Here is a 12632-nt window from a genome sequence, read left to right on the forward strand (position 1 = left end):
GACCGTGTTCCGAGCTACGTCTCGGACATGACGGAGACCGAGTGGCAGGAGCTGCGCCGGCTGCTGCCGGTGCCGGCGTGGCTTCAGGGGCGGGGGGTCCCGCCGGTAATGTTGCTGGATTGAACGCTAAGGAATGATCTTGATTCCTCGCCGTAGGCGGAGGATAGCCAGTCACCTACGACGCCAAAGGCGCGGTGGTCTGTTCGTCGTACTCGCGCAGCATGCGCATGACGGTCGCGGGTGAGGGGTGCTGGCCATTTTTCTTGCCGGTGGTGATGACGAGCCGGGCGGCGATGTCGCGCAGGCTCATCTCCTGCTCCCGCAGGTGGAGGGCCATGGAGAGCATGTGGTCGTCGGTGACGCCTGCGCCGCCGATGGTCTTGCCGCGCTTGCGGGCGGACTCGTGGTCTTCGAGGGTGCGGTCGCGGATGTACTCGCGTTCCATCCCGGAGATTATCTGGAGCCGCCCAGAGGGCGTCCTTGATGTTCAGCAAGGTCACCGGAAGCCCTGTGATCTGCGGTTGTGACGTGGTTATCTCCTGCTTCATCCATGACGTTGATGAAGGGGAGGCGCCATGCTCGTACAGCGTGTCGCGTTGCCGACAGTGCGGGTGGAGTCGTGGACGGTGCTGGGGGACGACGACGTCCCGGTGGAGCCGATCGAGCGCTACCTGGCCTATCTGACGGACGTCGACAGGTCGCCGAACACCGTCAGGGCGTACGCCTACGACCTCAAGGACTACTGGACGTTCCTGGCCCACCGGGGACTGGACTGGCACGAGGTCCGCTTGGAGGATCTTGGCGAGTACGTCGTCTGGCTGCAGCTGCCACCTTCGGGTCGCAAGGGGCAGATCGCGGTGCTGCCGTCCGTGGAGCCGCACGTCAGCGCGTCCACGGTCAACCGCAAGTTGTCGGCGCTGTCCGCGTTCTACGCCCACCAGCTGCGGCACGGTGTCGATGTCGGTGATCTCCTGACGACCCTGCAGCCGCCCGGCCGTCGGGGCGGCTGGAAGCCGTTCCTGCACCACATCAGCCCCGGCCGGTCCCAGCCCCGGCGGACGATCTCGCTGAAGGTCCCGAAGAAACTGCCGCGCGTGCCGCACACGTGGAAGACCAGGCGCCCGCCGGGCGTGGTGGTGTCGAGTGCCTCGCGCAGCGAGGTGAAGCCGATGCCACGCTTGCGCAGGCCGGACACGATCGCGATGAGGTCCTGGATGGAACGGCCGAGCCGGTACAGCGACGGGACGACGAGGGTGTCGCCCTCGCGCAGGAAGTCGAGGGCCTTCCACAGCTCCTCGCGTTCGGCGTTCTTGCCGGACTTCTTGTCGGCGAAGATCCGGATGCACCCTGCTTCGGTGAGGGCGTGGATCTGCCGGTCGAGCAACTGTCCCTTGGTGGACACGCGCGTATCCCACGAGGCCGCCGGTCCGTACGGCCGGAACTGGGGAGAGTAGGTCGGCGGTGTCGTCGTCCTGGGGTGGCTGCATTCGCCAGATCGTACAGAAAAGGGTGCTGCTCAAGTTCTTGAGCACATCGACTTTCTGACACCGTTTTATGTGCATGATCAGGCGCCGATGTCGACTTCCGAAGTCCTTTGCACGGATGTCTGAACTCCTGTGCACGCTGGTCCTGGCGGCCTGGTCGGTGAGTTCGGCTGGTTCGTTTCCGTCAGGTCAGCATGTCTTGCGGTAGGGGATGTCGGGGATGTAGGTCTTCCATTCCCGTTCGGTGAGGGGGCCCGACTTGGCGCAGAGGTCCCGGATCAGCTGCGCGGGGCCGATGGTGTGGGTGAAGAATCTGCCGTGCTTGTCCACGCTGGTCAGCGTTGAGCCGTCGGGGGCGAACGCCAGCGCGACGATCTGGTCGTTGTACGTCGTGAGCGGGGCGCCGACCTGGGTCCGGGTACGGCTGTTCCATACCTTGATCTGGTAAGTGGGCCCGGCTTGATGGACCGTGGCGAACAGTCGGCCATCGGGTGAGGCGGCGGTGGCTGTTTCCGGCGTGTTCAGGGAAAGGGATACGGCGCCGGTCCGCAGGTCGTTCCCTTTGGGCAGAAGTGTCTGAGCGTCCCAGAGCCGGATGTAAGGTCGGAATCCGCGGGGGTACGTGTAGAGCGTCGCGCCGTCGTTGCTGACGGAGTCCACCTCCAGGCTCGGAATGCCCTTGGTAATGGCCCGGCCGGAGGGGAAGGCGACCCTGCCGAGGTTCGGGGCAGCGATTACGGATTTGCCGTCGGGCTGGAAGAAAACGGCCCCTCCGTTGCTCGGGTAACCGAGATCGGCGCGCACCTCGCGGATCCGGCGCATGGTGGTCAGGTCCCAGAACGTGAGCGTGTTGGTCTGGGCTTTCACGACCTGGACGGCGAGTGCCTTGCTGTCCGGCGAGAACGCGAATGCCTTGTCCGGTGAGAACGGGTACGGCTGCTTCCCGCCGCCGGGCCGGTCCTTTTCGTATATGGACAGGCTGCCGAGCAGTGACGGCTTCTTCTTGGCCGTATCCCAGATCTCAATCTGGGTATCGGAAAGGACGGCAAGCAGCTGGCCATCGCGGCTGAGCCGGATCCCCTCCACGCTGTGCCCCTTGCTTCCCGCGACCGAGGTCACGGTGGAACGCTTGGTCCGTGACAGCGCGGACCAGATTTCGATGTCACCAGCATCGCTGAGCGCGAGGGTACGCCGGTCCAGACTCACCGCGCTCTCTTGGTAGTACTCACCGGTCGCCTTGGGGGGTTTGGTGAAGGCGTGGACGTCGAGCGACCGGACGACGCCGTCGAACCCGGCGCACCGGAGCTTCGAGTCGTCGGCCGTGAAACGCAGGGGCGTCGTGGGGTGACACTCGCTCTGGGTGGTCGCGTAACGCATGACGGGCACGGACGCCCGCAACGCTTCTCTGTCCCAGACGAAGGCATTCAGCACGAGAAACCGGCCGTCGTGACTGAAGCGGGGGAGATAGTCACTGGGGTACTCGGCGCCCTTGAGCTCGGTGCCGAGCGGTTCTTTGATGCCTCGGTCGAACACGTTGACCGTGCCGCCCTTGAGCGTCAGAGCAACGGACTTCCCGTCTGGGCTGAACACCGCAGGCCCCTCGATGTCGGCGGCCTTGACCCCGTAGGGGAGGGAGACGGGCAGCTTCTTCTTGGTGTGTGTGTCGAACCAGGTGAATCGCTTCCCCTGGCCGCCGCCGGGCAGGGAGAGTATGCGTTCGTCCGGGGAGAACGAGGTGTCCGCCAAGAAGAAAACGGGTCCGCGGGAACTCATGGTGATGATCTTGCGGGCGGTACGGGTGTCCCAGATCGTCAGCGTGGTCTCAAGGAACGTATCGGTCGATTCTTTCGACTCGATCATCAGGTAGGTGCCCAGCGGGCTGAGCGCTGTCGTCGGCCAGAGCCCGGTGCTCTCCTTGACGGTGGCATAGGTGTGAGTGCTGCGCAGGCGGGCGCTGGAGACGTCGAGCAGGCGGGTGTATCCGTCATCGGTGCTCACGGTCGCCGTCTTGCCGTCGTCGGAAAGGTCCACTTGGTGGACCCTGGCCGGGGTGGTGTAGGAACTGATCTTCGTGCGGGTCTGGACGTTCCAGAACTCCACGCGGGTGCCCGCCGCCTTCGCGAAGATCTGCCCGGTGCCGTCGAGATCGGATGCCGTCGCCGCGAAGCCAGGCAGCTTGAGCGCATCGTCCTCCCACTGGTTGCGCAGGGCCAGCAGGGCCGACCAGGACTCGGGGGTGTCGGCCAGGTCTGCCGATGCCACCGCCAGCCGCCGGGCGAGCTCGGGATCGGTGCGGCGAAGTGACTGGGCGACGCCAGCCACCTGGGCGGAGACGGCACGGTCACGCTGGCCGATGACGGTCTGCCGCTGATGGATTGCGACGCCAGCGGCGATCAGGGCGAGAGCCAGCATTCCGGCGAGAGCGGTGTTGATGCGCCGGGTGCGGCGGATGGCTGACTGCAGATGCTGTCGGCTGGCTTCCAGGAGCGAGATGATCTCTGCCGGCAGCGAGCGCTGACCTGCCCATTCCTCTCCTTCTGCGAGGAGGGAGCCGTCCAGCAGGTCGCCGGGAAGGCCGCTGTGCGCGTGGCGGGCCTGCTGCTCGGCGGCGCGCAGGAGCCAGACCTGGAACTGGTGGTCCTGGGCGACCCAGTCACGCAGGTCGGCCCAGCCGCGGATGAGCGCGTCGTGGATGAGCTCCACCGCCGGTTCACCAGGGGGCGCGCCTGGAGGTGTGGTGGTGCCAGTGGTAATGATGCGGTAGCGGGTCAAGGCCGCCAGTACGGCATCGAAGGCGGCGTCGGCGGCCGGGCCCGTGAGTCTCTGGTCGGTTGCCAGGGCGCGGAGGCGACTGAGAGGGACGGGCCGGCGGGTGGCGGGGATGCCGTTGGCCTCGTCGGCAGGCCGGACCAGCGCGGTGAGGATCCGTTGCGCGGTGGAGTGCTGGTCGGCAGGCAGCTGTCCGAGAGCACGGTTGCACCAGGCCGTCAGGCTGCCGGTGACTTTGCCGATTTTCTCGTAGGCCGCATGGGTGAGGCTGCCGTCCTCGCGGCGGCGCACCCATAGCTGACGCAAGGCAAGTTCCAGCGCCGGGAGCAGGGTTGCTGGTGCCTGCCTGGCCGTCGGGCCGGTGTCCAGGATGTCGTTGACGATCCGGTCCGCCAGGCCGGCTTCGAGAGGCAGGCCCACGGCTGCGGCGGGCCGGTTGATGATCTCTTTCAGTTCGGGGCGGCTCAGCGTCGCGGGGATGTTGCACAGCCCGGGCACGGCGGCGTTCATCAAGCCGGGGGCGAGTGCGTCGAGCGGGGCATAGAAGTCGTTGCGCATGACCAGCAGCACGGTGACGGCGGCATGGGAGTCGGCCAGCTCCACCAGCTGGTCCACGGCTCGCGGACGCCCGCCGTCGGCACCTTGGTGTGAAGTGGGGGCCAGTTGGGCGAGGACTTCCTCAAACTGGTCGATGACCAACAGCAGACGATCGTGATCGGGCTCGGTGGCTAGGCGGGCCCCGGCCGCGGCCGACAGGCCGTCGGCGGCGGCACCGGGCAGGCCCGCATCTTCCAGCTGGGCGATAAGGTCACGCCCGGGGCGGGCATACACAGGCAGCCAGCGATCGCTGCCCGGGAGCGCTCCCCCGGCCAGGGCAGGCAGAACGCCCGCGTTGACCAGTGACGACTTCCCCGCTCCGGAGGGGCCCAGCAGCATCAGCAGCCGCCGGTTCCCACCGAGTGCCGCTAGCACCCGTTCCAGGGCCGCCTCCCGGCCGTAGAACCAGTCGGCGTGCTGGGCGGTGAACGGCTCCAGCCCCAGATACGGGCACGCCTGGTGTTCGGCCAGCCGGGGTCGGACGTCCCGCAGCACCTCGGCCGGAGTCGCGTAGGCGATACCCAGCCCTTTCAGATGGGCATCGGGGGAGGCGATGGAGGTGACCATGCCGATGACCAGGCCGGTCGCCTCGTCCACTACCGGGGCGCCGCTGAACCCTTTGGTCAGATCGTTGGCCTGTGTCAGTTGAAGCAGCCGCACGGCACCGTTGCCCGCAGGCAGGAGGTCGCCGGCTTCGCCGTACCCGAAATGGCCGCCCAGCGGTGCCTGGGCGGGAAACCCGAATGAGAAGACTCGATGCCCCCGGCACCCCGCGCTCACCCCCACGCCCATGCCCCGGGCCCCTGCCGGAACAGCCTCCAAGCGGAGAACAGCGACGTCGTCCGCCTCGGGCGCCCGCCACCCCTCAGCCACCACGTCGGCCATCACTCGCGGTGCGTCCGGCAGATGAGGGAAGACCACCTCCACCCGGTCCCCCAGAGACCGCCCGGCAGCGCGTACCACATGCGCGCAGGTGAAGCCGGTGCCCTCACCTGTCAGGAAGCCTGCTCCGGTAACGCCACCGTCGGCAGCGAGTACCTGGAATACCGACACGGACATTGACGGCTCACCCGCCCCGGCGAGCCAACCATCATCGTCTGGGACGTCCTCCGCCGAGCTGCCGCCGGAGTCTGATGCAGGCTCGTCCCTCACGGTCATTCCCCTCCTGTTTGAGGGTTCCGCTCCCCCGACTCTCCGCTCTCCCACACCATGCGAACCTTCAGATGGACGGCTGCTTCGCCAGCCGTGATGACCGCCCCGGCCTTCGCCGACAGATTCACCCCGAACTCCACCTCAACCGTCCGAGAACCCGTCCCTCTCAGCTGGTCCCGCACCGCCCGCGCCATCTCCCCCACCGGAACCAGCGCCTCCTGCAACGTGCAAGGCAGATCACGCACTGCGTCACCGACCCGGCCCGCCTTCACCGGCCCGCTGAACTCCGAGGTGCCTCCCACCTCCTCCAGCAGGATCCTCCCCCCGCCTTCCAACGGCATCCACGCAAGCTCCGGCATGGGCTCCCCTCCCGAAAAGTCTGCCCGCCCTCAATACCCAACTGGGCAACAGTGCCCCACTGCTCGCTCCCGTAGCTTGCCCACCAAGAACCACCACATACGGACGGGACCGCTCCGCAGACCACTGGCGTGGGGAGATGGGGAACACCACCAAACGATCAGGAGCGGGAGCTGAGTGAACCTGCCCTGGGCGTACTTCGGGTACACATTGATGTTTCGGTCGCGGGAGGTCTTGATCTGGATCGGCTGCGTCCAGTCCAGGTGTAATCCGGTAGGGAGGCCAGGAGATCGACGCCGTCGTCCCGGACTGGGACTGCGACCTCCAGGCCCGCGCGTACGACTTCGCCGATAAGCCAGTGCCGTCCGAGATCTCGACCTGCTGCGGATCCAAGTGCGATGCCATCAGCGAATCCCGTTCGATGTCTCGTCGCCACCTTGCACCGTGAAGTAGCGGTGCAGGGAGGTCTTGGGGATGCCGGTTTTCGTGGCGATCTCGCCGAGGCTGCTGCCCTGCTGCTGAAGGAGCTTGGCGTACTCGATTTTGTCGGCGGGGCGGCCGATGCGGCGGCCGGCGGCTTCGGCGACGGCGCGGGCGTGGGCGGCCCGTTCGGCGGTGAAGGTGCGTTCCATCTCGGCGAACAGGGCCAGCAGCAGGAAAACGGTGTCAGAAAGTCGATGTGCTCAAGAACTTGAAGGGCACCCTTTTCTGTACGATCTGGGTGGGTGCAGCCACCCCAGGATGACGACACCGCCGATCTCCTCGCGCCCATTGTGCGACATCCCGTGTGTTCCCCTGAGCCCTCCTGCGTCTCCAACCTCGTGGCCAGGGGGTTCCTCCTCCTTCGTGTGCTCTGCGACTCCGTGACGTAACTTCGGGATTCTTGAAGCGTTCTCACTTCGTCCGACCGATCCGCAGTCGGGCCGAAGGCGAGGAGGCTCGGGTTGGCGGCGCTGGCAGTCGTGCGGGACCTCCGCGATGTGCGGGCTCCGGTCTCGGCGGAGGAACTGGAGCAGTTCGAGACCGACGCACTGGCCGGGTTCGTGCTCGCGCGGGCGTCGGCCGGGCTGACGGACGGCACCATCCGTGGGGACGTCGGTCACCTGGAACAGATGCGGACGTGGTTCGGTCGGCCGCTGTGGGACATGGAGCCCGCCGACGCGGACGCGTACTTCGGGAAGGTGCTCCGGAACTCGCCCAGCGGCACCCGGTTAGCCCGGTCGCAGGCGCTGACCACGTACTTCACGTTCCTGGAGTTGAGGCACAAGGTCGAACTGCACCGGATGACCGGCCGGGTTGTCGAGTGTCCGATCGACGAGATGAACCGGCCGCGCGGGGCGAAGGACGCCCAGTTGCGGATCCCGCCGCTGGAGCCGGAGGTCGGGCAGTTGTTCACCGGCTGGGCCGGCGAGTTGGCCACCTGCCGGAAGTTCGCCCCGATGGCCCGGAACTACACCGCCTCGAAGCTGATGTCCGAGGTGGGACTGAGGGTGAACGAGGCCCGCAGGCTGGACCTGGATGACATCAAGTGGAGTCTCGGGCGGTTCGGCAAGCTCCATGTCCGCTATGGCAAGGGCAAGCGCGGCTCGGGACCGCGGGAGCGGATGGTGCCGCTGATCAACGGTGCGGGCCGGACTCTGCGGTGGTTCATCGAGGATGTGTGGGGCCAGTTCGGCGATGACCACACCCGCCCTGGCGCCCCGCTGCTGCCCTCCGAGCGCAAGAACGCCGACGGCTCCTCACGGCGGGTTGGTGACGATGCCCTGCGCAACGGCCTCGCGGAGGCCACCAAACTCCACCTGCCGAGCTGGACCGACAAGCTGACGCCGCACGTCCTGCGGCACTTCTGCGCGTCCCAGCTCTATCTGAACGGGCTCGACCTGATCTCGATCCAGGAGGTTTTGGGACATTCCTGGATTGCCACGACGATGCGGTACGTCCATGTGCAGCAGACCCGGGTCGAGGACGCCTGGGCGGCAGGGCAAGAGCGGGCCGCGAAGCGGCTGGAAGGGCTGATCCGTTGAGGTGGAACCTGCGGCTGACCGCCGCGAACAAGGGTATCTGGAAGGCGTCCGAGCTCCAACGGAGCCTGGCTGAGCATGGGTTGGTCATCTCGGCTGGGAAGATGTCCGGGCTGTGGTCCGGTCAGCCGGTCTCCCTCAAGCTGGAGGACCTGGACGTGATCTGCGTCGTCCTGGGATGCGAGATCGGCGACCTTCTGATCCCCGAACCGCAGAAAGTCACCCGCCCCGGCCAGGACACCGATGTCCGACAAACGGCCACCGGCTCCTCGGGACCGACCCATGCGGTGGTTCCTCGCCGCCGTGATGGTCGGTCCCTTCCTCCGATGTGACCCGTGGATCCGAATTCCTGCCCGGATTGCCTGTCCTGGGGGCGTTTCTTCGAGCCGCGGTGCTCGACGTGTTCCTCGTTCGCCCACCGCTGGAAGGTGGGCGTGTGCGCCGGCTGCACGCGCCAAATGCCTCTGCGGGAGGAGTACTGCCGTCTGTGCTGGGTCCAGGCGAGAGCGGAGGCCGCCGCGACTGGCGGCAAACCGGAGTCTTTCGTGCCACACCTCCGCCACCAGCAGCTGTTCTTCTACGGACTGACGGCACTCTGGGACCGGCGTCCCAAGCCATCGGCGGTCAAGTACGGCCGCCGGGGGCGGCCCCGGCGGCCTGATCCGGCCCCGGCACCCCCTCCGTCCGCGGTCTGGTGCCAGCTGGCGTTGTTCGAGGCCCGCCGAGAACTCACGGGGCGGGACAGCGATGAGGACACTCGCCGCGGCAATCCCTGGCTGGCCTGGGCCCGTCATAGCGCCCACCGCCTTGGCGAGGCCCGCGGCTGGCCCCGCAAGACGCGTCTGAACGTCGACCAGGCCCTGGTCATCGTCCTGACCGGCCATGCCGAGGGCGACGTGGTCCGGTACTCGGAGGTCTTCCCGGTGCTTCGGTCGCGCGGCCTGAGCGTCGAGCGGACCACGGAAGTGCTCGACCACATCGGCGTGTTCCTCGACGACCGGCCGTCGTCGTTCGAGCTGTGGCTGGAGTCCAAGCTCGACGGTCTCGCCACCGGGATCGCCCGCGATGTCGGAGACTGGGCCCGGCTGCTGCACGACGGCGGCCCCCGTTCCCGGGCCCGTCATGCGGCGACGGTCTGGAACTACTTCAACCGGATCCGGCCGGTGCTGCTGGAGTGGTCGGACCCTTACGACCACCTGCGGGAGGTTACCCGCGACGACGTGCTCGCCCACCTCGAAACCGTGCAGGGCTCGCAGCGGCAGACCACGATCATCGCCCTGCGGTCGCTGTTCGGCTGGGCCAAGAAGAACGGCACCATCTTCAAGAACCCGACCAGCCGCATCCGGGTCGGCCAGCGCGAGGAAGGCGTCATCCAGCCTCTGGAGCCCGGGCACATCAACGGTTCTGTCGCCGCCGTCACCCAACCCGCCGACCGGCTGATCCTCGCCCTCGACGCCGTCCACGCGGCACGACCTGCGGCGATCCGCCGCCTCCAGCTCGATGACGTCGACATCGGCAATCGGCGCCTGTCCATCGACGGCCGCACCCGCCCGATGGACGAGCTCACCCTCCAAGTCGCCCGGGAATGGCTGGAGTTCCGGCGCCGCCGCTGGCCCGACACCGCCAACCCGCACCTGCTGATCAACAAGCACACCGCGCTGGGAACCGGCCCCATCGGCAAGAGCTCGGTCGCCGGGCCAGCTCTGCACCGCCAGACCGCGACCCTGGAACGACTCCGCATGGACCGCCAGCTCGAAGAAGCCCTCGTCCACGGTCCCGACCCGCTTCACCTCGCTGAGGTCTTCGGCCTCAGCGAGAAGACCGCGATCCGATACGCGAACTCGGCGCGGGCACTGCTGGAACAGGCAGCCGAGCACTCAACATCCCACTCGGGAAAAGAACTTGGCCCGGATTGTGGAGCCTTGAAGAATGACGGCCATGCAGATTCGACAGGCATGGCCTGATGACGCTTCAGCGGTCGTCGGCGTCTACGTGCGCTCCTGGCAGACGGCCTTTGCCGGTCTTGTTCCGCAGCACTACCTCGATGCCATGGACCCAAGCCGCGAAGAGTCCGGCTGGAAGACACGCATCGCGGAGACAGAGTGGCCAACTTCGGGAGTACTGGTAGCCGAGACCGAGGTGGGGATCGTCGGGTTCGCAGGTTTCAGCTCGTCGCAGGAGACGCCCACCGTCGCGGAGATCGGCACGCTCTACACGATGCCCGAGGTATGGGGCACGGGGATCGGAAAGCAGTTGATGCTGGCCACGCTGACCACCCTCGAACAGGCCGACTACACGCAAGCCACCTTGTGGGTACTGGAAGGCAATGAACGCGCCCGACGCTTCTACGAGGCCGCCGGTTGGCACGCAGATGGCGCGGCCGTGGAAGACACCACTGGCGGAGCCGCTCTGAACAAGTTGCGATACCGCCGCCCTCTCGGCTAGCCCGCTCACCATCTGCGCGTTCGGAGAGCCATGAAGCGGCGTCGTCGCGAGTTGGAGTCGAACTCGCGGATCCAGTGCCGTGGAGCACGACGACGGACCCCTGGGTTCCCACCCAGAACCCTTCAGTTTCCCTGAACTCACGGGGGTCTCTGGGCTCAGCCGAGATACGCGTCAAAGGGGCAATCAGTGGATCTTGATGACGAAAGCACCTCGCCGGCCCGGAGGCTGACGAGGGGCTTCGTCGTGCCGCTACAGGCTCAGCCGGTGCACGCCATGGTGGCGTTCTGGGAATCCGGGTCGTTCCGGGTACAGGTGTGCTGGGGGGCTGTCAGGTCGCTGACGCGGGTCTGCCAGACGGAGCCCTGCCATTTGGCCTGCGGGGCGCTGGCGCTGTCGAGGAGACGGGGGTAGCGCAGGGGTCCGGACGGCATCAACGCTCAGCCCTCGGGGCGCAGCAACCCGCGCTCGTACGCCTTCACCAGCCGCTGCGGTACCAGGTATGACACTCCGTCGACGGCGACCGGTACGAGCGTCGGCGTTGTCGCCTTCCACTGGGCGCGGCGGTGGCGGGTGTTGCTGCGGGACATCTTCCGCTTGGGAACGGCCATGAGAGTCCTCCTGGTTGGGGTGGCGAGTAGAGGCTACATGAAAATGAACACCATCACGAAGGCATTAGTTCATGATTCTCTGAATTCAGAAATCTATGTACCATAGGAGGCGTGCTGACTGTTGCCTCCGACATCGAGGTCCTGGTCCGGTTCGGCCGGGCGCTCGCTGATCCGATCCGCTGCCGCATCCTGCTCGCCTTGCGGGAAGCACCCGCCTATCCCGCCGACTTGGCCGACGCGTTGGACGTCTCGCGCACCAGGCTGTCGAACCACTTGGCGTGCCTGCGTGACTGTGGCCTGGTTGTCACCGTCCCCGATGGCCGCCGTACCCGCTACGAACTCGCTGACGAACGCCTTGGCCATGCGCTCGACGACCTGCGTACCGCCGTGGTCGCCGTCGAGGGCGACCGGACGTGTGCCGACGCCGACGACAAGGGGTGCTGCTGACCATGAGCGCAGAGATATCCCTGTCCCTCGGCCCCGACCCGGCCAGACGCGGCGCGCTTGCCCGGCGGATACGGCTGCTGGTCGCCGCGACCATCACCTACAACGCCGTCGAGGCGGCCGTCGCCCTCACGGCCGGGACCCTGGCTTCGTCCACCGCGCTGATCGGCTTCGGTCTCGACTCCGTCATCGAGGTCTCCTCGGCCGCCACTGTCGCCTGGCAGTTCTCCGCCCGCGAGCACGCGGTGCGCGAGGCCAGGGAGAAGACCGCGTTGCGGATCATCGCGCTGTCGTTCTTCGCGCTCGCCGTCTACCTCACCGTCGATGCCGTACGGGCCCTGATCGGCTCAGGTGAGGCCACGCACTCCTTGCCCGGGATTGTGCTGGCTGCCCTCTCGCTCGTGGTCATGCCGGTCCTGTCGGCGGCCCAGCGTCGCGCCGGTCGGGAACTCGGCTCCGCATCTGTCGTGGCCGACTCCCAGCAGACCCTGCTGTGCACCTATTTGTCGGCGGTGCTGCTGGTGGGCCTGGTCGTCAATGCCGTGTTCGGCTGGTCGTGGGCGGATCCGCTCGCGGCCCTGGTCATCGCCGCGGTCGCGGTGAAGGAGGGGCGCGACGCGTGGAGCGGGGAGGGATGCTGCGCGGCACCGGCGGTCGCCGCGCCGGGCGAGGACCGGCGGGAGGCGGATGCCTGCGGCTGTGCTTCGGAGGGTGCGACTGCTGCCCTTGACGGAGACCACTCCTGAAAGGGAGTG

Annotated in this window: 12 protein-coding genes and 2 pseudogenes; 7 read left to right on the plus strand and 7 right to left on the minus strand. The window is 67.2% G+C overall.

Annotated features, from left to right (window positions below; translation table 11 throughout):
* Nucleotides 1-175: 175 nt before the first annotated feature.
* Nucleotides 176-445 (minus strand): hypothetical protein, encoded by a 270-nt coding sequence (locus ACWEKM_RS36930; protein WP_451625652.1) that lies wholly within the window; start codon nt 443-445, stop codon nt 176-178.
* A gap of 130 nt (nt 446-575) precedes the next feature.
* On the opposite strand from ACWEKM_RS36930, the pseudogene ACWEKM_RS36935 reads away from it, so the two are divergent.
* Nucleotides 576-887, plus strand: a pseudogene (locus ACWEKM_RS36935) (site-specific integrase); the annotation flags it as partial.
* Nucleotides 888-928: 41 nt separating this feature from the next.
* Here ACWEKM_RS36935 and ACWEKM_RS36940 read toward each other — a convergent pair.
* From ACWEKM_RS36940 to ACWEKM_RS36955, 4 genes are all read right to left on the minus strand, one after another.
* Nucleotides 929-1402 carry a recombinase family protein gene (locus ACWEKM_RS36940; protein WP_451625653.1) on the minus strand — a complete coding sequence of 158 codons (474 nt, stop codon included), beginning with the start codon at nt 1400-1402 and terminating at the stop codon, nt 929-931.
* A gap of 271 nt (nt 1403-1673) precedes the next feature.
* Nucleotides 1674-6008 (minus strand): nSTAND1 domain-containing NTPase, encoded by a 4335-nt coding sequence (locus ACWEKM_RS36945; RefSeq protein ID WP_451625654.1) that lies wholly within the window; start codon nt 6006-6008, stop codon nt 1674-1676.
* On the minus strand, nt 6005-6361 hold the full coding sequence (locus ACWEKM_RS36950) for a CU044_2847 family protein (protein ID WP_451625655.1): 357 nt from the start codon (nt 6359-6361) through the stop codon (nt 6005-6007). The genes ACWEKM_RS36945 and ACWEKM_RS36950 overlap by 4 nt, the downstream gene beginning before the upstream one ends.
* A gap of 402 nt (nt 6362-6763) precedes the next feature.
* Nucleotides 6764-6991, minus strand: a complete 228-nt coding sequence (locus ACWEKM_RS36955; protein ID WP_451625656.1) for a hypothetical protein — start codon at nt 6989-6991, stop codon at nt 6764-6766.
* A 312-nt stretch (nt 6992-7303) separates the two neighbouring features.
* On the opposite strand from ACWEKM_RS36955, the gene ACWEKM_RS36960 reads away from it, so the two are divergent.
* The 4 genes from ACWEKM_RS36960 to ACWEKM_RS36975 all read left to right on the plus strand — a co-directional run bounded on the left by ACWEKM_RS36960 (nt 7304) and on the right by ACWEKM_RS36975 (nt 10825).
* Nucleotides 7304-8383: a tyrosine-type recombinase/integrase gene (locus tag ACWEKM_RS36960; RefSeq protein WP_451625657.1), complete on the plus strand. Its 1080-nt coding sequence runs from the start codon at nt 7304-7306 to the stop codon at nt 8381-8383.
* Nucleotides 8380-8712 (plus strand): helix-turn-helix domain-containing protein, encoded by a 333-nt coding sequence (locus ACWEKM_RS36965; RefSeq protein WP_451625658.1) that lies wholly within the window; start codon nt 8380-8382, stop codon nt 8710-8712. Before ACWEKM_RS36960 ends, ACWEKM_RS36965 begins: the two co-directional genes overlap by 4 nt.
* A 213-nt stretch (nt 8713-8925) precedes the next feature.
* On the plus strand, nt 8926-10344 hold the full coding sequence (locus ACWEKM_RS36970) for a hypothetical protein (protein WP_451625659.1): 1419 nt from the start codon (nt 8926-8928) through the stop codon (nt 10342-10344).
* Nucleotides 10319-10825, plus strand: coding sequence for an N-acetyltransferase family protein (locus tag ACWEKM_RS36975; protein ID WP_451625660.1), 507 nt, complete (start codon nt 10319-10321; stop codon nt 10823-10825). The genes ACWEKM_RS36970 and ACWEKM_RS36975 overlap by 26 nt, the downstream gene beginning before the upstream one ends.
* A 257-nt stretch (nt 10826-11082) precedes the next feature.
* Here the strand turns inward: ACWEKM_RS36975 and ACWEKM_RS36980 are convergent, their stop codons facing one another.
* Nucleotides 11083-11256, minus strand: coding sequence for a hypothetical protein (locus ACWEKM_RS36980; RefSeq protein ID WP_451625661.1), 174 nt, complete (start codon nt 11254-11256; stop codon nt 11083-11085).
* A gap of 6 nt (nt 11257-11262) precedes the next feature.
* Nucleotides 11263-11433: a 50S ribosomal protein L32 gene (gene rpmF, locus ACWEKM_RS36985; protein WP_451625662.1), complete on the minus strand. Its 171-nt coding sequence runs from the start codon at nt 11431-11433 to the stop codon at nt 11263-11265.
* 111 nt (nt 11434-11544) lie between these two features.
* Between rpmF and ACWEKM_RS36990 the strand changes: the two genes are divergently transcribed.
* Both ACWEKM_RS36990 and ACWEKM_RS36995 read left to right on the plus strand, forming a co-directional pair.
* On the plus strand, nt 11545-11880 hold the full coding sequence (locus ACWEKM_RS36990) for an ArsR/SmtB family transcription factor (RefSeq protein WP_266952505.1): 336 nt from the start codon (nt 11545-11547) through the stop codon (nt 11878-11880).
* Nucleotides 11881-11882: 2 nt separating this feature from the next.
* A pseudogene (locus ACWEKM_RS36995) lies at nt 11883-12607 on the plus strand (cation transporter).
* Nucleotides 12608-12632: the final 25 nt, after the last annotated feature.

This window comes from Streptomyces sp. NPDC004752 (genome assembly GCF_053601275.1).